Raw genomic sequence first — 21,691 nt, 5'->3', positions numbered from 1 at the left:
CGTTTATAAATATGAGGCGAGTGTAACGTGAAGGAGGAGCTATTAGTGGCAAAAGTTCGCACTAAAGATATCGTCGATAAGTTTAAATTAGAGCTTGTCGGTGGAGAAGAAGGTTTACATAGACCGATCACAACAAGTGATATTTCCCGTCCGGGATTAGAGATGGCCGGTTATTTCAACTACTATCCCGCAGAGCGTATCCAATTATTGGGAAAAACCGAGTTATCTTTCCTGGATTTGCTGGATGATACAGAACGTAAGCGCCGAATGGAAGCTCTTTGTACAGATATCACGCCTGGTATCATCATCTCCAGAGACCTGGAAATCCCGCCTGAGCTAGTGGAGGCATCGAATCGATATGATGTTCCTGTCATGCGTTCTTCAATGAAAACAACACGATTCTCTTCGAGGCTCACAAATTATTTGGAAAGTAAGCTTGCTCCTACAACGGCCATCCATGGTGTATTGGTGGATATCTATGGAGTCGGAGTATTGATCACCGGAAAAAGCGGTGTTGGTAAAAGTGAAACAGCTCTGGAACTTGTGAAGAGAGGACACCGGCTTGTAGCAGATGATTGCGTAGAAATCCGTCAAGAAGACATGGATACGTTAATCGGCAGCTCTCCTGAGTTAATTGAACATCTGTTGGAAATCCGCGGCTTGGGCATCATCAATGTGATGACGTTATTCGGAGCAGGAGCTGTGCGCAATTATAAGCGCATCACACTTTGTATTAATCTCGAGCTATGGGATAAAGCGAAGCAGTACGACCGACTTGGTCTGGATGAAGAAAAAATGAGAATCATCGATACAGATATTACCAAACTAACCGTACCTGTTCGTCCTGGACGAAATCTTGCGGTTATCATTGAAGTCGCTGCCATGAACTTCCGTCTGAAACGTATGGGTGTAAATGCAGCAGAGCAATTTACAAGCCGTCTGTCTGATGTGATTGAAGATGGAGAGAATGAAGATATCTGATCCTTACATAAAACGTAAAGATGTTATCCATCACATGCTATCTAATTAATAAAGGAGAGACAAAATGAACGAGAACATTACGCCAATCGATCCCATTGCCATTTCTCTTGGGCCGATCCAAGTACACTGGTACGGTGTCATTATCGGGCTTGGGATCGCATTAGGACTCTATTTAGTCATTCGTGAGAGCAAAAGATTGGGTCTTCATCCCGATACATTCATCGATTTGCTCGTTTGGGCAATTCCTATCGCTATCATTTGTGCACGTGCTTATTATGTCATCTTTGAATGGAATGATTATTATGCCGATCACCCCGGGGATATCATTAAAGTGTGGAATGGTGGAATCGCCATTCATGGCGCATTGATCGGATCGGTTCTTACCACCATTGTTTTTGCCAAAATAAAGGGGCTGCCATTCTGGAAGCTTGTTGATATTGCGGCACCGAGTATTATTTTAGGTCAGGCAATCGGACGCTGGGGCAATTTTGTTAACCAGGAGGCTCATGGTGGAGAAGTGTCCCGTGCGTTTCTTGAAAACCTGATGCTGCCTGATTTCATTATCAATCAAATGTACATTAATGGAGCATATTATCATCCTACATTCTTATATGAGTCTCTTTGGAGTTTCGCAGGCCTGATCCTACTTCTTGTCATGAGAAGGAAAGCAAGCAGCCTCCGTCGTGGGGAACTTTTCCTTACGTATGTGGTTTGGTACTCCATCGGGCGATTCTTTGTCGAGGGATTGAGAACGGATAGTCTGATGCTGGGACCTTTACGCTTTGCTCAAGTGATATCCATTGTTCTTATTATTGGATCTCTTGTATTGTTCTTTTACAGAAGAAAAGCAGGCCTTGCGAAAAAGGCATACGATGAGAAAACGGATAGCGTAAACGCTTAACAAAAGGGGAGTAGGGAGAATGTGGATGTCATCATTGAAAAATGGCGGCCTCGTAGGATTGAAAACCACTTGGTCATTAGGGAAGGTCATCTTTCCAATCACGCTGATTGTGTTTTTGCTTCAATACACGCCTGTCCTTCCGTGGGTCATGGAGAAAATCTCTCCTTTTATGAAGCTCCTCGGTCTTTCAGGTGATGCGGCCATTCCTCTTGTATTAGGGAATTTCCTTAACTTGTATGCAGGTATCGGGGGAATCCTATCCCTTGATTTAACGGTAAAAGAAGTATTCATCATTGCGGTGATGCTCTCCTTCTCTCATAATTTGTTCATTGAATCAACGGTAGCTGCAAAAGTGGGCGTGAAGATCTGGCTGATTGTGGCGGTAAGGATCGGATTGGCTCTGCTGTCTGCTGTTGTGATCAACCTTGTTTGGAAAGGTGGAACTGATATCGCCAAGTACGGAATGATGCCTCCTCAGCAAGCCGAGCCGGATGGATGGGGAGAAATCATTCTCCTGGGAATTGAGAAAGCAGGGTTTGGTGTCCTGCAATTAGCTCTTATCGTCATTCCTCTTATGATGATTATTCAAGTGATGAAAGATTTGAAATGGATGGATGTTTTTTCACGCTGGATGTCCCCTGCCACCCGGGCACTTGGCATGAATGCAAATACTTCATCCACGATGGTAGCGGGACTCGTCATCGGGCTGGCATATGGAGCAGGAGTCATGATTCAGGCAGTAAAAGAAGATGGCGTGAGTAAGAAGGATGTCACGATTGCCTTCATCTTTTTAGTCTCATGTCACGCAGTGGTGGAGGATACGTTAATCTTTATCCCACTCGGGATCCCTGTCCTGCCCCTTCTGATCATCAGGCTGGTCACTGCGATTTTGTTAACGATGGCGGTTTCCTACATTTGGAACAGGGTAGATGCAAAGAAAGAAAAGGAGAGACATTATGAGCAGGATTACAACAATATTATTTGACCTAGACGGAACATTGATCAATACCAATGATTTAATTATTTCTTCCTTTTTGCACACATTGAATCATTATTATCCAGGACAGTACGGGGAAAAGGACGTTCATCCTTTTATGGGGCCACCATTGGAAGAATCATTTGGAGGGTTGGATCCCGATCGTGTGGAAGAGATGTGTGCCCACTACCGTGCTTATAATCATGAGCATCATGACGCACTAGTGACTGAGTTTGAAGGGGTGTATGAAACCGTTCAAGCCCTCTATGAAAATGGATATAAATTAGCGATTGTCTCAACGAAAGTCCGTGATGTTGTTTTAAAAGGGCTGGACCTTATGAATCTTCGTCCCTTCTTTGAAGTCATCATCACCCTGGACGAAGTAGAGAACGCGAAGCCTCATCCTGAACCGATTGAGAAAGCTCTCGTGACATTGGGGTCCTCGCCTGAAGAAGCAATCATGATCGGGGACAATCACCACGACATTTTAGCCGGGAAAAATGCAGGAGTGCTTTCGGCAGGTGTCGCGTGGAGTGCAAAGGGAAGAGAGCATCTGGCTCACTACGAACCGGACTTCATGCTGGATAATATGAAAGACTTATTACCGATTGTTGGAGTTCCTACTGCATGAGACGAACGACCCGCTACCCTGTAGAAGGAGCAAATTCTCTCTGGCATGTTTACAAAACCGTTCCTTTCGGGAAGGTCGTCAAAAATTTCATCGTGATTCAACTGGCAAGGTACACACCCTTTTTGGGGATGAAAAACTGGTTGTATAAGACGTTTTTGAGGATGAAGATCGGTGAACATACGTCATTTGCCCTCATGGTGATGCTTGACGTGATGTTTCCGGAGAAAATATCGGTCGGGCGTAATACGGTCATCGGGTACAATACGACGATCCTCGCCCACGAATACCTGATCAAGGAATACCGATTAGGTGATGTGGAAATCGGATCGGAAGTGATGATCGGGGCCAACACCACGATATTACCGGGTGTTCAGATTGGCGACGGAGCCATCGTATCGGCAGGAACTCTAGTACATAAAGATGTCCCGGCAGGCGCATTCGTCGGTGGAAATCCCATGAGGATCATCTATACCAAAGACGAACTTGCCGAACGCTGGCGAGAAGATGCCATCTACGGATTGAAAAGAGAAGAATAAGGGAAAAGGCAAAGATAGACTGAGTTCTATTTTTGCCTTTTTTTTTTGAAAAATCCACAAATCAAACGGTTGACGAATAAAAAAAGAAGCGCTACACTACAAATAACTTTATTTTATTAGCACATTAGCGAACTAAAGGATTTCTGAATAATCTACAATTAGTAGCAATCCCCAAATCGGGGGAAAATAGATGAATTAATACGCCAAAGGTGGTTCTTATGACTAAGTTATTTATGTTCGAGAAGCCATTGGGAATGAGAGATACATTTCCTGATTTATACGAAATCAAAGATCAGACGAAGAATAAAATGGAACAAGCGATGAAGCTCTGGGGTTACAAATTTATTGAAACTCCAAGCCTTGAATATTATGAAACGGTTGGTGAGGCATCTGCCATCTTGGATCAACAGCTATTCAAACTCCTGGATCAGCAGGGGCATACCCTCGTGTTAAGACCTGATATGACAGCGCCGATCGCCCGGATTGCCGCATCAAAATTGTTGAAAGATGAGGCACCGCTGCGACTGGCCTACTCAAATTCAGTATTTAGAGCACAACAGCGGGAAGGCGGACGTCCGGCCGAGTTTGAGCAGGTCGGAATCGAATGCATCGGCGACGACTCAGTCAGCGCCGACGCTGAAGTGATTGCGTTAATGGTATCGGTCCTAAAAGAAGCTGGATTGGAAAACTTCAAAATTTCAATCGGGCATATTGGATTTGTTCAAGAGCTGTTCACTCAGATCGTTGGGACAGAAGAGCGTGCGAATACGTTAAGAAGATACTTATATGAGAAAAATTATGTTGGATATCGCCAGCATGTCAATGAGCTCGCGCTTTCGTCCATCGATAAGCAGCGACTATTCCGTTTTCTTCAATTGCGTGGATCTGAAAATGTGATAGGAGAAGCGCATTCCCTTTTAGAGGGGGAAAAAGGGCTTAACGCTCTCAAACAGCTAAAAGACCTATGGAGTATTTTAAAAGATTATGAAGTGGAGCAATATGTGAAGTTCGACTTGAGTCTGGTGAGCCACATGAGTTATTATTCCGGGATATTATTTGAAGTGTACGGAGAAAATGTAGGGTTTGCGATCGGAAATGGGGGCCGCTACAATAAACTGCTTGAAAAGTTCGGGAAAAATTCAGGTGCGACAGGATTTGGGCTGCGTCTTGATTATGTGCTGGAAGCTATGCAGGTTCAGTTATCCTCAACCCTTCAGCAATGTGTGCTATTCAGTGATGAACGCAGGAAAGAAGCGATCCGTTTGGCTCATGAGCTGAGAAGTGAAGGAATCGAGGTTGTTCTTCAGAACTGGAAGGGCGTAGGAGACGTGGATGAGTTTACGAAGGGCTTCAGCAATGTACACTTCGTTGTGGGGCAGGACCCGAAAGGCGGTGAAACATCATGAGTTCATTAACCATTGCCATGCCTAAAGGCAGGATATTTGAAGAAGCAGTAGAACTATTAAGGAAGGCAGATTACAATCTGCCGCCTGAATTCGATGATTCGAGAAAGCTGATTATCGAAGTTCCCCAGGAAGATTTACGGTTCATCCTGGCGAAGCCGATGGATGTTCCGACATATGTAGAGCATGGAGTCGCTGATTTAGGGATTGCCGGGAAGGACGTTATGCTCGAAGAAGAACGGGACGTATACGAGCTGTTGGACTTACGGATCAGCGGCTGTTATCTGGCGGTAGCAGGACTCCCGAATACAAAGATGAGTGATGTGGCACCGAAAATCGCCACAAAATATCCGAATGTCGCATCTTCCTATTTCCGGGAGCAGGGAGAGCAAGTGGAAATCATTAAACTCAACGGTTCCATTGAGCTCGCTCCTTTGATCGGCCTCGCTGATCGCATCGTCGATATCGTCTCGACGGGAAGAACCCTGAAGGAAAATGGACTGGTGGAATACGAAACCATCGTCGACATCACCTCGCGACTCATCGTCAATCCCGTCAGCTACCGTATGAAAGACGAAAAAATCGAAGACCTCGTCACCCGGCTGACACGCATCATCGGTTAATGGGTAAGAGTGGGTAAGAGGGACGGACCTTGCCTGGAGCCCGTTAATAAAGCGATTACAACACGTATAAAGAGACTCCGAGGTTCGGAACCTTGTTCATTCACGTCAAGGTCCGTCCCTCCAAATATAGATTACATAGGGAATACGGCATCTGCTGTGGTGAGCAGGTCCGTCCCCGTCGAAGGCTGGTGAAATGGTATGAAGATTATTAAGGATATTAGCGGGGCGTCGATTAAGCGCTCGATCGATAGTGGTACGGAGGAACAGCGAAGAGCAGTTCAGGGGATTATTTCTTCTGTGCAAGAGAATGGAGATCAGGCAGTCCGTGAGTATACGGAGAAATTTGATGGGGTTCAATTAAAGAACTACAAGGTTACACAGAGTGAAATCGAGGAAGCCTTTGCTTCTCTGGATTCTGAAATGGTCTCGATCATTGAAGAAGCCGCGGATAACATTCGTGACTTTCACGCACAGCAAAAAAGATCCTCTTGGTTTACAACCAAGGACGATGGAACCATGCTTGGTCAAAAGCTGACACCGCTTGATTCAGTCGGCGTGTACGTACCGGGTGGGACGGCTGCCTACCCGTCGTCAGTCCTGATGAATGTACTGCCGGCTAAAGTAGCGGGAGTCAAACGAATCACGATGGTTTCGCCACCGGGTAAGGATGGGAAGCTATCTCCCGGCGTATTGGTCGCAGCTAAAATTGCCGGTGTGGAAGACATCTTTAAAGTTGGCGGTGCTCAAGCCGTAGCCGCACTGGCGTATGGGACTGAATCCATCACCTCTGTAGATAAAATAACAGGTCCAGGGAACATCTATGTAGCCCTGGCAAAACGAGAAGTGTTTGGCGATGTGGATATTGATATGATCGCCGGCCCGAGTGAAATCGTGATTTTGGCCGATGAACATCAACGCCCTGATGAAATTGCCGCTGACCTTCTTTCCCAAGCGGAGCATGACGTTTTTGCATCTGCCGTTCTTGTGACGAATTCGGAGACACTTGCTGAGGCGGTGTCCTCACAGGTTGAACAACAACTGACTTCCCTGCCACGTGAAGAGATCGCCCGTCAATCCATCACCGATTACGGAGCGATCTATGTGACGAGAGACATAGAGGAAGGAATAGATGTTGTGAACAAGCTCGCTGCAGAGCATTTGGAAATACTGACAGAGAAGCCAATTGAAACGATGGCCAAAATCCGTCATGCCGGAGCGATCTTTCTCGGCCGCTACAGCTCCGAGCCTGTCGGGGACTATTTTGCAGGACCGAATCACGTTCTCCCGACCAATGGGACAGCGCGTTTTTCAAGTCCGTTGAATGTAGACGAATTCATGAAAAAGACAAGTGTCATTTCATATAGTGAAACAGCACTGCGACAAAATCATCAAAAAATCGCGAAGCTTGCCCGCTTAGAGGGACTGGAAGCCCATGCAAGAGCAGTTGAGATTCGATTCGATAAAGAATAATAGGGAAGAGGGACGGACCTCACAGAGGTCCGTCCCTCCAAAAAGGAGGACATCATGGTGAGAAGTGCAGAGATTGTTCGAAAGACGAATGAGACCGATATTCGCTTGAATTTTGGGATCGATGGAGAGGGGAATTCGGAGATTAAGACGGGCGTCCCGTTTATGAGTCATATGCTGGACTTATTTACGAAGCACGGGCAATTCGATTGTGTGATCGAGGCAAACGGTGATATTGAAGTGGATGACCATCACACGACAGAAGATATCGGCATTTGCTTAGGACAGGCATTACTGGAATCGCTGGGAGATAAAAAAGGGATTAAGCGCTACGGCTCAGCAATGGTTCCGATGGATGAAGCCCTTGCCCAAGTCGTAGTGGACCTGAGTAATCGTCCGCACCTTGAGTTCCGTGCAGAACTTCCAAGTCAGAAAGTCGGGACTTTCGATACAGAGCTTGTACATGAATTCCTTTGGAAGCTTGCCCTTGAGGCGCGAATGAATCTTCATGTCATCGTTCATTATGGTCACAATACACACCATATCATCGAAGCGATCTTTAAAGCACTGGGACGTGCCCTGGATGAAGCAACCACGATCGATCCCCGGGTAAAAGGAGTTCCGTCTACGAAGGGAATGTTATAATTCATGATCGGCATTGTAGATTATGGGATGGGGAATCTGTTCAGCGTCAGTAAAGCACTCGAACGGTTGAACGTTCCTTATTTTATCAGTGATCAACAAGAGGAGTTACTGAACGCAGATGGGTTGATTTTACCGGGAGTCGGAGCATTTAAAGATGCTATGAATCTTCTTGAAACCACTCACTTAAGAGACACTATCCTCACTTTTGCCCAAAGCGGGAAGCCGCTCTTAGGCATTTGTTTGGGTATGCAGCTACTGTTTGAAGAAAGCAAGGAGAATGGAGCAACAAAAGGATTGGCTCTTCTTCCGGGAGAAGTGCTTCACATCCCGAAAAAGGACAGTCAAGGAAACGCATTCAAAGTCCCTCACATGGGATGGAATCTTCTGCGTTACCAAAAAAAATCCCCCCTTTTAGATGGGTTATCAGAAGGCTATGTGTACTTCGTTCATTCCTATTATGTGCACGAAGGATCCAAAGACGTGATAGTGGCAAGTGCTGACTATGCGGGAGTTGAAATCCCTGCAGTCGTGAGCCGGGAAAATATATTCGGAATGCAGTTTCACCCTGAAAAAAGCGGTGAGCTTGGAATGAAGCTGTTAGAAAACTTTACAAAACGGGTGAAGGAGGCGGTCTCATGAGTTTTACGATTTATCCAGCGATCGATATGCGTGGCGGAAAATGCGTTCGTCTCGTTCAAGGTGACTATAATCAAGAAACGATTTATGGAGACTCTCCGTTCGATATGGCGAAGAAATTCGCCGATGAAGGGGCCGAGTGGATTCACATGGTGGATCTTGATGGGGCAAAGGAAGGCTCCCGGATCAATGATGAATTCGTGATCGCCGTTGCAGAAAAGCTGGATGCCAAGGTTCAGATTGGCGGAGGTATCCGGTCGAAAGAGGACATCGCGCACTATTTAAGCCGAGGTGTGGATCGTGTGATCATTGGAAGTATCGCCGTTTCCAACACAGAATTAGTGAAGGAATGGCTGTCGGAATATGGTGATAAGATTGCCATCGGACTCGATGCAAAGGATGGCTATGTGGCAACTCATGGCTGGTTGGAAACTTCCTCCCTTACAGCGGTGGACCTTGGAAAAGAACTGGCTGAAGCTGGTGCAGAAACATTCATCTTCACCGATATTGCCACAGACGGAATGCTATCTGGTCCCAATGTTGAAGCGGTTGTCGATCTTGCCAAACAAACGGGGAAATCAGTGATTGCGTCTGGAGGCATTAGCTCACTTGAAGATCTGAAGACTTTAAAGCAATACGAAAACCAAGGTGTCTCCGGTGCGATTTGTGGAAAATCACTATATACAGGAAAGTTCACGGTGAGAGAGGCCATAAATGAGGTGAAAACATGTTAACGAAACGGATTGTTCCGTGTCTGGACGTGAAGGATGGAAGAGTGGTAAAAGGCATTCAGTTCGTGGAGCTGCGAGATGCAGGAGACCCCGTTGAACTTGCTAAAGTGTACGATGAGCAAGGTGCCGATGAACTTGTCTTCCTGGATATTTCAGCCTCACATGAAGGACGGAAAACGATGGTGGAAGTCGTTCAGCATGTCGCTGCGGAATTGGCGATCCCTTTTACAGTAGGTGGAGGGATTAACTCAGTTGAAGATATGAAAGCCATCCTGCGTGCAGGGGCAGACAAGGTATCCCTTAATACAGCTGCCGTACTGCGGCCTGAGCTTGTCCGTGAAGGAGCGGATTATTTCGGATCTCAATGTATCGTAGTGGCCATCGATGCCAAACTTGATGAAGAGAGCAAAGGTTGGAAAGTTTATACCCATGGAGGCAGAAAGCTGAAAGACCTGGATGCCGTGGAATGGGCGAAGGAAGTAGAATCACTCGGTGCGGGAGAGATCTTGTTAACGAGCATGGATAGCGATGGAGAGAAGCAGGGGTTCAATCTGGCCCTGACGAAGGCAGTCAGCGAAGCGGTTTCGATTCCGGTGATTGCTTCAGGCGGAGCAGGAAATGCCAGGCACTTCAAAGAAGTATTCACCGAGGGCAAAGCCGATGCGGCCCTTGCAGCCTCCATCTTCCACTATAAAGAAACGAGCGTTGAAGAAGTAAAGAGCTACTTAAGAGAGCAGGAGGTGCATGTACGATGACAAATGACAGTTGGATCGCATCCGTGAAGTACGATGATAAAGGATTGGTACCTGCCATCATCCAGGACGCTTCGACAAAAGAAGTTTTAACACTGGCCTACATGAATGAAACGTCTCTCAAGAAAACGGTTGAGACAGGAGAAACGTGGTTTTACTCCCGTTCACGCCAGGAGCTGTGGCATAAAGGTGAAACGAGCGGGAACACCCAAACGGTCAAGAATATCACGTGGGATTGTGATAAAGATGCCATCCTTGTCCTCGTCGATAAACAAGGTCCTGCCTGTCATAAAGGGGAAGAGAGCTGCTTCCATGAAGGAGTGTACGGTGAGGAAAAATCATCAACAGAAAATATCCTCCTCACTCTGGAAAAACTCATTGAAAATCGTGAAATCAACCGACCAGAGGGAGCATATACAACCTATCTCTTTGAAGAAGGTGTAGACAAAATCCTTAAAAAAGTAGGCGAAGAGGCGTCAGAAGTGATCATCGCTGCGAAAAACAGGGACAGTGAAGAACTGAAATGGGAAGTCGCCGACCTGTTCTACCACGTCCTTGTATTATTAAGAGAACAAAAACTTCCACTTCAAGATGTGTTGGAAGTCCTTGTGGAACGTCATAATAAATAACCTACTGAGGGACGGACCTTCGCGCATACGCGCAAAGGTCCGTCCCTCAAAATATGGTAGTTTAGTACGGGGGTATTGTATGATATACTACTGTAGTTATACTATGAACGTTTCGGAGGACTTTGATGAGAAAAGGGTCAAAATTAGGTAGTGAACAAGCGAAAGTGTTGTCTTTTGTCCCGACTGGCGAGTATTACTACAACAAAGGGATGAAGGCTTATCAACGTCGAGAGCTTAAAAAATCATTAAAATATTTAAATAGAGCATTTCAATTAGAACCAGTAGAACCGATGATTGCCTGTCAATTATCGATTGTGTATACAGAGCTTGGTGAATACAAGCGCTCCAATGATCTATTGCATCAAATCTTGGATGATCTGGATCCAAGAATGTCAGAGTGTCATTATTTTTTGGCCAACAATTATGCCCATTTAGGCTTATTTAAAGAGGCGTACGAACAGGTTTCGGCTTATCTTGACAAAGAAGAATATGGTGAATTCGTCGAGGATGCAGAAGATTTATTAGAACTTCTGGAGCTCGATTCCGATCTGATTGTGGACGATTTATACGAGCATGATGAGCTCATCGTCCAACAGGAGAAAGCAAGAGACCTTCTTGAATCAGGACATTTTCAAAAAGCCGTGGATACCTTACAGGCGGTCATTCAAGATTATCCGGAATTCTGGTCAGCTTATAATAATCTGGCACTTGCCTATTTCTATTTAGGTGAAGTCGATCAAGCAGCTGCTACGTTGGAAGAGGTGCTGGAGAAGAATCCTGGAAATCTTCATGCCCTGTGCAATACGGCTGTTTTTTATTTCTATCAGAAGCGTCATGACGAACTGGACGAATTGATACAGGGTCTTGAGAAGGTCCGTCCCTTACTTCATGAGCATCGTTACAAGCTGGGGGCTACGTTTGCGCTTGTTGGTCATTCGAAGCGGGCGTATGATTGGTTGAAGTCCCTTCAGAAGATTGGCTTCGAGGGCGATGCGAGCTTCTATTATTGGTTGTCGTATTCTGCTTATGAAACGGGTCATGAGGATACTGCCCGTAATGCGTGGAAAAGGGTACTTGATATCAACCCGGAAAAAGAGGGACTCGAGCCTTGGAACGATCAAAAGCAGGCAGAGGGCTTTGAAAATCACGTCACATCGATTTTAAAAAAACTGCAAAGTGAATATACGGAAGAAAAGTTATTCGGTCTGTTTCTTACGTCTATTTCAGATAATCAGAGAGCCATCCTGACTCACGCAGACTTTTGTGATGTGGAGGACCTGTCGATTGTTGAAAAGGTGTATTTAGCACAAGTGTTAAACAGCAACGGAAACAGCTCGATTAAAGTGAATCAGGAGATACGGAATATGCATCAGGTGGCTCTGCACCTTTATGGGGATCACCGACCGATCACGAGCGTGGAGTCCGGATTGTTTCTTACTTGGTTTACAATTGCCTACAGAGGCATAAAAGAACGGGAAACTTTCAAGAATGCCAAAGCTTTTGCAGCGGCAACCGAATTTGTATGGAATCGGCTGCGAAATGAAAAGGTCACGAAGAAGCAGCTATGTGATCGATTCAATTTATCTGCGAGTACCTTGACAAAATACATTGCAGTCGTGGAAAGTTACCTTCCGTGAGCATATTTTTGGACGATGGGAACCTATTTTTTATAGGATAGGTGTAGGAAGTTAATACTATGGGTGGAAGGTTTAGCACCATTACGTTTACGATCCATAGTATTTAAATAAAGAACATGCTTACGACTGTTTCGGAAGGAGAATGTCATTATGTCTGAAGAAAAAATTTATGATGTAATCATTGTAGGTGCGGGCCCCGCAGGAATGACTGCAGCTGTTTATACGTCTCGCGCAAGTCTTTCAACGCTTATGCTTGAAAGAGGAGTGCCGGGTGGACAAATGGCGAATACGGAAGAAGTGGAGAACTATCCAGGCTTCGACCATATTCTGGGACCAGATCTTTCAAATAAAATGTTCGATCATGCGAAGAAATTCGGTGCGGAATACGCATACGGGGACATTAAAGAAATCGTTGACGGAGAAGACTTCAAAATCGTCAAAACCGGTTCGAAAGAATTCAAAGCGCGTGCCGTCATCATCACGACGGGTGCTGAATACAAAAAAATTGGCGTACCAGGGGAAAAAGAGCTTGGCGGACGCGGAGTATCTTATTGTGCAGTATGTGACGGAGCATTCTTTAAAGGAAAAGACCTTGTGGTCGTAGGTGGAGGAGACTCTGCTGTAGAAGAAGGGGTTTACCTGACAAGATTCGCTAACAAAGTAACGATCGTTCACCGTCGCGATGAGCTTCGTGCTCAAAAGATCCTGCAACAGCGTGCCTTTGATAATGAAAAAGTTGATTTCATCTGGAACCACACAGTGAAAGAAATCAACGACAAAGATGGCAAAGTAGGCAGTGTGACCCTTGTTTCTACAGAAAATGGAAAAGAGACAGATTTCCAAGCAGATGGTGTCTTCATCTACATCGGAATGCTTCCACTGACAAAACCATTCGCTAACCTTGGAATCATCAACTCTGAAGGTTATATTGAAACAAACGAACAAATGGAAACAAAGGTTCCTGGAATCTTTGCAGCCGGAGATGTCCGCGAAAAACAACTCCGCCAAATCGTTACCGCAACGGGTGACGGAAGTATCGCCGCTCAAACGGCTCAGCATTATATCGAAGAGCTAAAAGAAAAAGTTAAAAACGGTTAATAAGTAAGCCTTACGAGAAGGAGAGACTTTTCGTAAGGCTTTTTTTGTTTTATTAGGGTAAGAGTGTAGGATCAGTACATGAGTTATTCCCTCTTATGTTTGTTAAAAACATACACCAGTTCCGACAACGTCAGCTTCTTCAATCCTTCATCACATGGCTTGTAAACACCAGCTTCTACTAACCGACGAATAAATTGCTGCCTCTCTCGTTCAACGGCTTCACGTAAAAATGGCATGCGTGTTCACTCCTTTTGGATTCTTATCCATAGTGTAAAGGGAATGAATGTGGAAATCTTCTAGTTTGTAAAGTTTTCTTCCAATTTAGAATTCTTTGTGAGGTTTTCTAACATAATAGTCCAAATCCGTTAGAGGGACATGTATAATCAAGATATTCCCTGCCTAGGAGGATGAGGAGAGCGTGGAAAATGAACCTTCCTATAAGGATAAAAAAGTGATATCAATCGGTGTCGTGAGTGAATTGACCGGATTAACCGAGAGGAAGATCCGTTATTACGAAGAGAAGAATCTGATCTTTCCACAGCGTTCGAATCGAGGCTATCGCAAATACTCCTTTTCCGACGTAGAACGATTAATGGATATCGCCGACCAGCGAGAAGAAGGGGTCACGACAAAGGAAATCAAACATGAATTATCCAGAAAAGAGAGAAAAGAAGCAAAGCAGAAAATGATAAGGGGCCAGCTCAATGCGCGGTTTGGAGTTCAGAAGAAATAAGGGGACGGACCTCTGGAGCGGAGATCGTTCGTTTTTGACGGGGTTTTGTGAATCTGCAAAGTGTGTATTAGGGTATATGATGCTTTGTGTGTGGTAAAAAAAGTAAAATGGCTGGATTTTTCCTGATTTCGGCCGGATTAATCCCAAAAACTGCTGTATTTTTATCGATTTCGGCTCTATTATTAACAAAAGCGGCCGGATTTTTTCAACTAAACCTCAATGAATACCCTATACTGCATAGGGTACTACCGCTCATAAAGGGAAAATCCGTGAGGACCAAGCCAATAATAGACTCATGCCGTGTAAAGTGAACTTAGACTCATGCAATAGCCATCTACAAGACAATTTCTACATCCAAAAAACGCCCCTCGACACGAATAAGAAAAGAAATGAAAAACGATTCGATCGTCAGGAAACTTCCAAAAATAAACAGGATTACAACCCTCTAAAAAGGGAATAACCAACATTATGAAAGTCATCCTGGTTTTTTCGGAAGGTCGGATCATGAATGAAAATATGGAAAATCGTTTCTTTAGTAGCGTTGTTTGCCCTTATTCCCATCGTGTATTTTAGTTTTTATGCCGATGAGACCCAATCATCATCCAAGAAGCGGGTAATCGCATTGGGAGATTCCCTGACATATGGATATGGTGATAAACAAGAAGCGGGTTATATTGGACGGTTGGAAGAGAAAGTAAATAAAGAGCATACAAAGATATCTTATAGCTTTCAAAACCTCGGAGTACCGGGGCAGCAATCGGATCAGCTCTTGGGACAGATTGTGAAACCAGAGGTAGCAGAGGATTTAAGTGAAGCAGATGTCTTTATTATAAACATCGGGACCAATGATTTGATTAAAAACAATGGTGGAGACTTATTTCCTCTTCATCATGATAAGATTGTTGAGGCGAAGAAGGATTATCTCGACCATTTGGATAAAATCTTAAATATCGTTGGAACAGCCAATAAAGAAGCCGACATCATCGTGTTAGGTTTATACAATCCATATCCAGATAAAGATAGTGATAAAATCGAGGCATACGTGGATGATTGGAATGAATCCATGATGAAAGAAGCGGAGAAACATGAGAACGTGAAATACGTCTCCACCAATCCCTTATTTAAAGGGAAGTCCAAGGAAAACTATTTCCATGATTCTCTTCATCCAAATGGTAAAGGATACGAACTACTTGCAGATCAAATCATGAAAAACTATGAATTCTAACCCTGAAATGACAATATTCAACAGAATCTATGAAGTTTCGTAAATCCTGTTGTTATACATTAACAATTCCGTAATACCGTTTTAAATCTGTTGTAACACTAGTGAAACAATTTTCGGGTAATATAGAAAATAAGAAATTGACCCCCTTTTAAGTAATAAATCCCGTTGACGACACAGGACTCGCCTGTGTCTATTTTTTTTTGCTTTTTTTCCCCTGTTATAGTGCCTCCGATGTGCCTGTACCTATTATTTACAATTCCCCATGATGTCAAAACATGTCCCAATATCTTTCGATTTCAATCGACAACCTTCAAACAGCAAGCCAAGACATTGTAGCTTGTCTTCAATCATAGTATAATATAAGGAATGAGAATGACTGAAAGTGGGACTAATGTATTCATTGGCTCCCTAATCATCAAGATTGAGGTGAAGGTAGTGCAACGTGTCACAAATTGTTTATATCTGGATGGAGACAAGGTGCTCCTTCTCCAAAAGCCAAGAAGGAATTGGTGGGTCGCTCCAGGTGGGAAAATGGAGTCCGGCGAATCGATCAGGGATGCTGTCATTCGTGAGTATCGTGAGGAAACGGGCATCTATTTAAAGAATCCTGATTTGAAAGGTGTCTTTACGTTCATTATTAAAGAAGGCGATCAGATTAAATCGGAGTGGATGATGTTTTCTTTCTTTGCAACCGAAGCGGATGGGGTCAACCTTCAGGAATCGGAAGAAGGTAAGATTAAATGGCATCCGATCGAGGATATTAAGGACCTTCCGATGGCTGAAGGAGATTATCATATTCTGGACTACCTCTTACACGGAAAGAATACGATTTATGGAACGTTTACCTATACTCCTGATTTCAAGTTATTGTCTTATCGATTAGATCCAAGTTGATCAACAAACTTTTCAAATACAACATTACGATAAAAGCGGGGGAAGAGTATGAGTACAGGTTCTACAAACGATGTTCAATTAGTAATCATAACAGGGATGTCCGGAGCTGGTAAAACCGTTGCCATTCAGAGCTTCGAGGATTTAGGATTTTTCTGTGTGGACAATCTGCCGCCAACTCTCCTGCCAAAGTTTTTGGAACTGATGAAAGAGTCCGGTAATAAAATGAATAAGGTCGCGCTCGTTATGGACCTAAGGGGAAGAGAATTTTTTGACCATCTTTTTAAAGCATTGGACGAATTGGCGGAAACCTCCTGGGTGACACCGCAGGTTTTATATCTTGATGCAGATGATTCCTCTCTTGTCAGACGATACAAGGAAACACGACGTTCTCATCCGCTGGCTCCTTCAGGTTTGCCTCTTGAAGGAATTCGTCAGGAGAGAGAGCTCCTTGAAGAGTTAAAAGGTCGTGCGCAGTTAATTTATACAACTTCAACCATGAAGCCCAGAGAGCTTCGGGAAAAGATTCTAACGGAATTCTCGGTGAATAAAAAGACGATTTTCACGGTGAATGTCGTGTCTTTCGGTTTCAAGCACGGTATCCCGATAGATGCCGATTTGGTGTTTGATGTACGCTTCCTGCCAAATCCGCATTATATTGATCATATGCGGCCGAAAACGGGGTTGGATGAAGAAGTGTCCACCTATGTGCTGAAATGGAATGAAACGAATAAATTCATCGAGAAAGTGACCGATTTACTGTCGTTCATGCTTCCACAATACAAGCGTGAAGGAAAGAGTCAGCTTGTGGTCGCGATTGGATGTACAGGCGGGCAGCATCGATCGGTTGCGTTGGCAGAGTATCTTGGCCATCATTTTGAAAAGGACTATCAAACGAAAATTTCTCATCGAGATATTCAGAAGAGAAAGGGTCTAACAACATGACACATACTCCCAAGGTCGTCGTGATCGGAGGAGGAACGGGCCTGCCAGTCCTTCTTCGTGGATTAAAACGACACCCTATCGATATATCGGCCATTGTCACTGTCGCTGATGACGGTGGCAGCTCAGGTCGTTTGCGTGACAGCTTGGATATTCCTCCTCCGGGAGATATACGGAATGTCCTGGCTGCTCTTTCAGAAGTGGAGCCACTGGTGGAACAAATGTTTCAGCATCGTTTTGAAACAACGAATGAACTTTCCGGTCATGCTTTAGGAAACCTGATTATCGCTGCCCTTGCTTCCATTACAGGTGATTTTGTTCATGCGATTCAGGAAATGAGCAGAGTATTGAATGTGAAGGGGAAGGTTTTGCCTTCGGCGAATCAAAGTGTCATCTTAAAGGCGGAGATGGAGGATGGAACGATTGTCACTGGAGAATCGGCCATTCCGAAAGCCGGGAAGAAGATCAAACGGGTCTTCTTAAAGCCGGATAGCATCAAGCCATTGGGAGAAACCTTAAGGGCCATTAAGGAAGCCGATTTAATTGTGATGGGACCGGGAAGTCTATATACTAGTATTTTACCGAATCTCCTTGTTCCAGGGATTGGCGAAGCGGTATGCCGGGCGAAAGCGAAGAAGATGTATATCTGCAACATCATGACCCAGGCGGGAGAAACACTGGACTATTCAGCAAGTGACCATGTGAAGGCTTTATACGATCACCTGGAAACGCCAAGCATTGATTATATCTTAGTCAACAAAAAGCAGGTACCGAAAGAGGTGCAGGCCCGATATAATGAAGAACAAGCGAGTCCCGTTCACTTTGATATGGAAAAATTAAGGTCCATGGGCTTAGAAGTGATTGCAGAAGAGATTCTCTCCTATGACAACCATCTTGTTCGTCATAACACGGAGAAGGTCGCTGATATCATTTATTCTTATCTTGAAAAATCAACCAGATAAACTACGAAAATTTCTTTTGTATAAGGTTGTGCAAGCGTTTGCTAGGAGGTGATGGGGATGTCGTTTGCGTCCGAAACGAAAAAAGAATTAACCAACATTGAAGTAAAAGATTGTTGCGCGAATGCAGAATTATCCGCGTTGATTCGTATGAATGGTTCATTGTCATTCTCGAATCAAAAGCTCGTCGTCAATATTCAAACCGAAAACGCCGCCATTGCCAGGAGAATCTATACATTGATCAAAAAGGGATACGACACCCCGGTAGAGCTATTAGTGCGGAAGAAGATGCGGCTAAAGAAAAACAATGTCTACATTGTACGAATCAAAGAAGATTCAAAGATGATTCTCGAGGATTTGAAAATTCTAGGTGAGGGTTTCACCTTTATTCATAATATATCGGAAGACTTAATCAAGAAGAAATGCTGCAGACGTTCATATTTAAGGGGAGCGTTCCTTGCAGGAGGCTCTGTTAACAATCCGGAAACCTCATCCTATCACTTAGAAATTTTTTCTCTTTATTCTGAACACAACGATGCGTTGTCCGAGCTGATGAATTCCTTCGGGTTGAATAGTAAAACCCTTGAACGAAAAAAAGGCTTCATTACGTATTTGAAGGAAGCAGAGAAAATCACGGAGTTTTTGAATATCATCGGGGCCCACAATGCCTTGCTCCGATTTGAGGATGTACGGATTGTCAGGGATATGAGAAATTCCGTTAATCGTCTTGTAAATTGTGAGACGGCTAATTTAAATAAAACCATCGGTGCTGCTTTAAGACAGGTCGAAAACATTAAGTTTATTGAAAAGCATGTAGGATTACAGGTATTACCCGATAAACTAAGAGAAATCGCAGAATTACGAGTGAATTATCAAGACGTTACATTGAAAGAACTAGGGGAAATGGTGTCAGGCGGCACCATCAGTAAATCAGGGATTAATCACCGCTTAAGGAAAATTGACCAGCTTGCTGAGAAACTCAGAGCGGGAGAGAAGATGCAATAATTAAGGGCAAAGGGGAGAGAAATGATTATGGTGGAAAAACAAGTGGAAGTGAAATTGAAAACAGGTCTTCAGGCACGTCCGGCGGCATTATTCGTTCAGGAGGCGAACCGCTTCTCATCTGAAATCTTCTTAGAAAAGGATGGGAAGAAGGTAAATGCAAAAAGCATCATGGGCTTAATGAGTTTAGCCATTTCTACAGGTTCTGCCATTACGTTAGTAGCGGACGGAAGTGACGAAGAAGAAGCATTGGTTGCACTGGAGAGATTTGTACAAAAAGAAGCATAGATCTACTTGATAAAAAGCCGATGACCGGGGAGTGGTCATCGGCTTTTTTTATTGGATTTCTGATGTGGCGCGATTACGTACGTGGCCGTTCTGCTTACCATGGACTCCGCTTTCTCTGTGAGTAATACCCGCACAAGATGATTTCACCCGAGGCAAACATCAGGTGAAAAATTAAACCTTTTTCCATAAATGTTCAACTTTAAGATGGAAGAATATTTGCTTTTTTGTTACATTGTACTTTTAAGGTGAAATGGATAAAAAGACACATATTATTTCCAGTCTCCACCTATTAAACTAGAAAACACGAGAGTATAATATAATGAGTTTGGAAGAAAAGAATAAAAAGAAAATGAAGGCAGTATGAATGTAAAAAACGCTGACGATAAAGGAAGACGATGCCGGAATGGAAAAATACACAAAGCATTTCTTTAAAAATATTCGAAAAAAATTGCAAGAGTGGGAAACAGCCGTCGCCATCCCCGATGAAGAGGTGTACAGGTTCATCCACTCGTTGGCTGGATCAGCTTCGGTCCTTGGCTTACATAAAATCGGGGATAGGTCCCGCGAATTGATGGACCGGTATGAGGAAAAAGAAGGCCGGACGTGGACGATTTCGGAAGTGAAGGAAGAACTGTTCGATATCATCCAGTACTGTTATCAATATGAGGAGGAATCAATCGGAGTATTACCAGGTAAACAAAGCAGGTCTGGGGAAGAACCTGTTATATTACTCATTGATGATGATACGTCCTTCCTTATGTACATGAAGGAAGAGCTGGAGAAAATCGGGTGGTATGTCGTCCCTATCGCCAACCCTGATAAGGCGATCATATCCTACTATGATGTGAGGCCGGATTGTGCCATCATCGATATTTATATGGACGGTACGAACGGATTCGAAGTCCTGGATTTTTTCAAGAAGAAGTTGAAGCAGCAATTCATTCCTACTGTCATGGTGAGTGGGGAGAACAGTAAGGAAGTCCGTATGAAAAGCTATCAGATGGGAGCCGATGATTTTATTGCAAAACCATTTGAGCTTGATGAGTTTATTGTCCGTGTAGAGAGGCAGATGGAACGGAAGAAACAGATGGAAGAGCTTGTACTGATCGATGAATTGACCCTGGTTTATAATCGTAAATACCTGAGTCAGGCTTATGCTCAAGTGCAAAGTAATTGGGCGAGGACCGGGGACTCGTATTGTTTGGCCGTCCTTGATTTAGACTATTTCAAAGGAGTGAACGACCGGTACGGCCATCTTGTTGGGGATCAAGTCTTAAAGAAATTTGCCTCACAGCTAAAGTCCGAAACAAGAGTTCAGGACACTGTCTTTCGCTTTGGGGGGGAAGAATTTGTCGTATTGTTCCCTAATACGTCTATAAAAGAAGCGTGTACTCTTGTCGATGATATACGTAAGAGGTTCAGTCAATTGAAGTTTCAGGCAGAGTCTGACTTTTTCTGTACCTTCTCAGCAGGGGTCACAGAAATTGCTGATCCGACGAAGCCTTTCGATACATGGCTTAAGCTTGCCGATCAGGCCCTTTATGAGGCGAAAAGCAGCGGCAGGAATATTGTGAAGATGGATGGGAAAGCAAGTGAGCATACTCCTCATAAAACGATGAAAATTGCCATTGTCGATGATGATCCAATCATCCGGACGGTGATGATGGACATCGTGTCGAAGCTGCCGGGTGAGCAGCATATTCAGTATGACATCCAGACATTCAAAGATGGGGCCGCTTTTATAGAGTCAGAGTGGCATATGACAAACCCTTGTCTGGTGATATTAGACGGGGTGATGCCGAAGATGGATGGGCTTGAAGTATTGGAGCGCCTCCGTTCAAGGAGTGATTCCGATCGCTACAAGGTGCTCATGCTGACATCCCGGAGGAGCGAAAAGGACATTTCAAGATCCCTTCAGCTTGGAGCGGACGATTATATGACGAAGCCGTTTAAACTATTAGAGCTTGAGGCCCGTTTGGGTCAAATGCTAAAAAGGATGAGATAG

The 21,691-nt window shown here is 44.2% G+C and carries 24 protein-coding genes; 23 read left to right on the top strand and 1 reads right to left on the bottom strand.

Going from position 1 to position 21,691, the window contains the following annotated elements; genetic code table 11:
- Positions 1 to 45: 45 nt before the first annotated feature.
- The 15 genes from hprK to trxB all read left to right on the top strand — a co-directional run bounded on the left by hprK (position 46) and on the right by trxB (position 13,646).
- The gene (gene hprK / locus ACFQWC_RS15385) at positions 46 to 981 is read left to right on the top strand and encodes an HPr(Ser) kinase/phosphatase (protein WP_299743211.1); all 936 of its coding nucleotides are present in this window, start codon (positions 46 to 48) and stop codon (positions 979 to 981) included.
- Between the two features lie 64 nt (positions 982 to 1,045).
- Entirely contained in the window at positions 1,046 to 1,882 is an 837-nt protein-coding gene (gene lgt, locus ACFQWC_RS15380) for a prolipoprotein diacylglyceryl transferase (protein WP_299743214.1), read from the top strand.
- Positions 1,883 to 1,901: 19 nt separating this feature from the next.
- On the top strand, positions 1,902 to 2,867 hold the full coding sequence (locus tag ACFQWC_RS15375) for a nucleoside recognition domain-containing protein (protein ID WP_299743217.1): 966 nt from the start codon (positions 1,902 to 1,904) through the stop codon (positions 2,865 to 2,867).
- On the top strand, positions 2,839 to 3,489 hold the full coding sequence (gene ppaX, locus ACFQWC_RS15370; protein ID WP_299743220.1) for a pyrophosphatase PpaX: 651 nt from the start codon (positions 2,839 to 2,841) through the stop codon (positions 3,487 to 3,489). The genes ACFQWC_RS15375 and ppaX overlap by 29 nt, the downstream gene beginning before the upstream one ends.
- On the top strand, positions 3,486 to 4,025 hold the full coding sequence (locus ACFQWC_RS15365; protein ID WP_341356961.1) for an acyltransferase: 540 nt from the start codon (positions 3,486 to 3,488) through the stop codon (positions 4,023 to 4,025). Before ppaX ends, ACFQWC_RS15365 begins: the two co-directional genes overlap by 4 nt.
- Before the next feature lie 218 nt (positions 4,026 to 4,243).
- Positions 4,244 to 5,431 (top strand): ATP phosphoribosyltransferase regulatory subunit, encoded by a 1,188-nt coding sequence (locus ACFQWC_RS15360; protein ID WP_341356960.1) that lies wholly within the window; start codon positions 4,244 to 4,246, stop codon positions 5,429 to 5,431.
- Positions 5,428 to 6,051 carry an ATP phosphoribosyltransferase gene (hisG, locus tag ACFQWC_RS15355; protein ID WP_299743228.1) on the top strand — a complete coding sequence of 208 codons (624 nt, stop codon included), beginning with the start codon at positions 5,428 to 5,430 and terminating at the stop codon, positions 6,049 to 6,051. Before ACFQWC_RS15360 ends, hisG begins: the two co-directional genes overlap by 4 nt.
- Before the next feature lie 198 nt (positions 6,052 to 6,249).
- The gene (gene hisD, locus ACFQWC_RS15350) at positions 6,250 to 7,521 is read left to right on the top strand and encodes a histidinol dehydrogenase (RefSeq protein WP_377108311.1); all 1,272 of its coding nucleotides are present in this window, start codon (positions 6,250 to 6,252) and stop codon (positions 7,519 to 7,521) included.
- A gap of 57 nt (positions 7,522 to 7,578) precedes the next feature.
- Positions 7,579 to 8,163, top strand: a complete 585-nt coding sequence (gene hisB / locus ACFQWC_RS15345; RefSeq protein WP_299743978.1) for an imidazoleglycerol-phosphate dehydratase HisB — start codon at positions 7,579 to 7,581, stop codon at positions 8,161 to 8,163.
- 3 nt (positions 8,164 to 8,166) lie between these two features.
- On the top strand, positions 8,167 to 8,802 hold the full coding sequence (gene hisH, locus ACFQWC_RS15340) for an imidazole glycerol phosphate synthase subunit HisH (RefSeq protein WP_341356958.1): 636 nt from the start codon (positions 8,167 to 8,169) through the stop codon (positions 8,800 to 8,802).
- The gene (hisA, locus tag ACFQWC_RS15335; protein ID WP_299743236.1) at positions 8,799 to 9,533 is read left to right on the top strand and encodes a 1-(5-phosphoribosyl)-5-[(5-phosphoribosylamino)methylideneamino]imidazole-4-carboxamide isomerase; all 735 of its coding nucleotides are present in this window, start codon (positions 8,799 to 8,801) and stop codon (positions 9,531 to 9,533) included. Before hisH ends, hisA begins: the two co-directional genes overlap by 4 nt.
- On the top strand, positions 9,527 to 10,285 hold the full coding sequence (gene hisF, locus ACFQWC_RS15330) for an imidazole glycerol phosphate synthase subunit HisF (RefSeq protein ID WP_377108308.1): 759 nt from the start codon (positions 9,527 to 9,529) through the stop codon (positions 10,283 to 10,285). The genes hisA and hisF overlap by 7 nt, the downstream gene beginning before the upstream one ends.
- Positions 10,282 to 10,911, top strand: a complete 630-nt coding sequence (hisIE, locus tag ACFQWC_RS15325; protein ID WP_341356957.1) for a bifunctional phosphoribosyl-AMP cyclohydrolase/phosphoribosyl-ATP diphosphatase HisIE — start codon at positions 10,282 to 10,284, stop codon at positions 10,909 to 10,911. The genes hisF and hisIE overlap by 4 nt, the downstream gene beginning before the upstream one ends.
- 125 nt (positions 10,912 to 11,036) lie before the next feature.
- Complete coding sequence (locus ACFQWC_RS15320) at positions 11,037 to 12,548, top strand: tetratricopeptide repeat protein (protein WP_299743245.1); 1,512 nt, start codon at positions 11,037 to 11,039, stop codon at positions 12,546 to 12,548.
- A gap of 150 nt (positions 12,549 to 12,698) precedes the next feature.
- Positions 12,699 to 13,646 (top strand): thioredoxin-disulfide reductase, encoded by a 948-nt coding sequence (gene trxB, locus ACFQWC_RS15315; protein ID WP_299743248.1) that lies wholly within the window; start codon positions 12,699 to 12,701, stop codon positions 13,644 to 13,646.
- 83 nt (positions 13,647 to 13,729) lie between these two features.
- Here trxB and ACFQWC_RS15310 read toward each other — a convergent pair whose 3' ends face one another.
- Complete coding sequence (locus ACFQWC_RS15310; RefSeq protein WP_299743251.1) at positions 13,730 to 13,882, bottom strand: Fur-regulated basic protein FbpA; 153 nt, start codon at positions 13,880 to 13,882, stop codon at positions 13,730 to 13,732.
- 182 nt (positions 13,883 to 14,064) lie between these two features.
- On the opposite strand from ACFQWC_RS15310, the gene ACFQWC_RS15305 reads away from it, so the two are divergent.
- The 8 genes from ACFQWC_RS15305 to ACFQWC_RS15270 all read left to right on the top strand — a co-directional run bounded on the left by ACFQWC_RS15305 (position 14,065) and on the right by ACFQWC_RS15270 (position 21,691).
- Positions 14,065 to 14,379: a MerR family transcriptional regulator gene (locus tag ACFQWC_RS15305; RefSeq protein ID WP_299743253.1), complete on the top strand. Its 315-nt coding sequence runs from the start codon at positions 14,065 to 14,067 to the stop codon at positions 14,377 to 14,379.
- Between the two features lie 508 nt (positions 14,380 to 14,887).
- On the top strand, positions 14,888 to 15,604 hold the full coding sequence (locus tag ACFQWC_RS15300; protein WP_299743256.1) for a GDSL-type esterase/lipase family protein: 717 nt from the start codon (positions 14,888 to 14,890) through the stop codon (positions 15,602 to 15,604).
- 435 nt (positions 15,605 to 16,039) lie between these two features.
- Complete coding sequence (locus tag ACFQWC_RS15295) at positions 16,040 to 16,498, top strand: 8-oxo-dGTP diphosphatase (RefSeq protein WP_113970858.1); 459 nt, start codon at positions 16,040 to 16,042, stop codon at positions 16,496 to 16,498.
- Positions 16,499 to 16,546: 48 nt separating this feature from the next.
- Positions 16,547 to 17,440, top strand: a complete 894-nt coding sequence (gene rapZ / locus ACFQWC_RS15290; protein WP_044338286.1) for an RNase adapter RapZ — start codon at positions 16,547 to 16,549, stop codon at positions 17,438 to 17,440.
- The gene (locus ACFQWC_RS15285; RefSeq protein WP_341356956.1) at positions 17,437 to 18,399 is read left to right on the top strand and encodes a gluconeogenesis factor YvcK family protein; all 963 of its coding nucleotides are present in this window, start codon (positions 17,437 to 17,439) and stop codon (positions 18,397 to 18,399) included. Before rapZ ends, ACFQWC_RS15285 begins: the two co-directional genes overlap by 4 nt.
- A gap of 57 nt (positions 18,400 to 18,456) precedes the next feature.
- Positions 18,457 to 19,401 (top strand): DNA-binding protein WhiA, encoded by a 945-nt coding sequence (gene whiA, locus ACFQWC_RS15280; RefSeq protein WP_299743267.1) that lies wholly within the window; start codon positions 18,457 to 18,459, stop codon positions 19,399 to 19,401.
- A gap of 27 nt (positions 19,402 to 19,428) precedes the next feature.
- On the top strand, positions 19,429 to 19,686 hold the full coding sequence (locus ACFQWC_RS15275; protein WP_044338500.1) for an HPr family phosphocarrier protein: 258 nt from the start codon (positions 19,429 to 19,431) through the stop codon (positions 19,684 to 19,686).
- Between the two features lie 403 nt (positions 19,687 to 20,089).
- Positions 20,090 to 21,691, top strand: coding sequence for a diguanylate cyclase (locus tag ACFQWC_RS15270; RefSeq protein WP_377108302.1), 1,602 nt, complete (start codon positions 20,090 to 20,092; stop codon positions 21,689 to 21,691).

It is taken from the genome of Rossellomorea sp. GCM10028870, assembly GCF_042666755.1.
Classification (GTDB): Bacteria; Bacillota; Bacilli; order Bacillales; family Bacillaceae_B; genus Rossellomorea.
Note: the sequence above shows the minus strand (reverse complement) of the source record. Positions and strands in the feature narration are given on the sequence as shown.

Bases quoted from the DNA above. Each gene is read 5' to 3' on its own strand.
- ACFQWC_RS15375 (WP_299743217.1), top strand. From the start codon at position 1,902: ATGTGGATGTCATCATTGAAAAATGGCGGCCTCGTAGGATTGAAAACC.
- ACFQWC_RS15365 (WP_341356961.1), top strand. From the start codon at position 3,486: ATGAGACGAACGACCCGCTACCCTGTAGAAGGAGCAAATTCTCTCTGG.
- ACFQWC_RS15270 (WP_377108302.1), top strand. From the start codon at position 20,090: ATGGAAAAATACACAAAGCATTTCTTTAAAAATATTCGAAAAAAATTG.
- ACFQWC_RS15310 (WP_299743251.1), bottom strand. From the start codon at position 13,882: ATGCCATTTTTACGTGAAGCCGTTGAACGAGAGAGGCAGCAATTTATT.
- hisIE (WP_341356957.1), top strand. From the start codon at position 10,282: ATGACAAATGACAGTTGGATCGCATCCGTGAAGTACGATGATAAAGGA.
- trxB (WP_299743248.1), top strand. From the start codon at position 12,699: ATGTCTGAAGAAAAAATTTATGATGTAATCATTGTAGGTGCGGGCCCC.
- ACFQWC_RS15360 (WP_341356960.1), top strand. From the start codon at position 4,244: ATGACTAAGTTATTTATGTTCGAGAAGCCATTGGGAATGAGAGATACA.
- rapZ (WP_044338286.1), top strand. From the start codon at position 16,547: ATGAGTACAGGTTCTACAAACGATGTTCAATTAGTAATCATAACAGGG.
- hisG (WP_299743228.1), top strand. From the start codon at position 5,428: ATGAGTTCATTAACCATTGCCATGCCTAAAGGCAGGATATTTGAAGAA.
- ACFQWC_RS15320 (WP_299743245.1), top strand. From the start codon at position 11,037: ATGAGAAAAGGGTCAAAATTAGGTAGTGAACAAGCGAAAGTGTTGTCT.
- hisF (WP_377108308.1), top strand. From the start codon at position 9,527: ATGTTAACGAAACGGATTGTTCCGTGTCTGGACGTGAAGGATGGAAGA.
- whiA (WP_299743267.1), top strand. From the start codon at position 18,457: ATGTCGTTTGCGTCCGAAACGAAAAAAGAATTAACCAACATTGAAGTA.
- hisA (WP_299743236.1), top strand. From the start codon at position 8,799: ATGAGTTTTACGATTTATCCAGCGATCGATATGCGTGGCGGAAAATGC.
- hisD (WP_377108311.1), top strand. From the start codon at position 6,250: ATGAAGATTATTAAGGATATTAGCGGGGCGTCGATTAAGCGCTCGATC.
- lgt (WP_299743214.1), top strand. From the start codon at position 1,046: ATGAACGAGAACATTACGCCAATCGATCCCATTGCCATTTCTCTTGGG.
- ppaX (WP_299743220.1), top strand. From the start codon at position 2,839: ATGAGCAGGATTACAACAATATTATTTGACCTAGACGGAACATTGATC.
- ACFQWC_RS15285 (WP_341356956.1), top strand. From the start codon at position 17,437: ATGACACATACTCCCAAGGTCGTCGTGATCGGAGGAGGAACGGGCCTG.
- ACFQWC_RS15275 (WP_044338500.1), top strand. From the start codon at position 19,429: ATGGTGGAAAAACAAGTGGAAGTGAAATTGAAAACAGGTCTTCAGGCA.
- hisH (WP_341356958.1), top strand. From the start codon at position 8,167: ATGATCGGCATTGTAGATTATGGGATGGGGAATCTGTTCAGCGTCAGT.
- ACFQWC_RS15300 (WP_299743256.1), top strand. From the start codon at position 14,888: ATGAAAATATGGAAAATCGTTTCTTTAGTAGCGTTGTTTGCCCTTATT.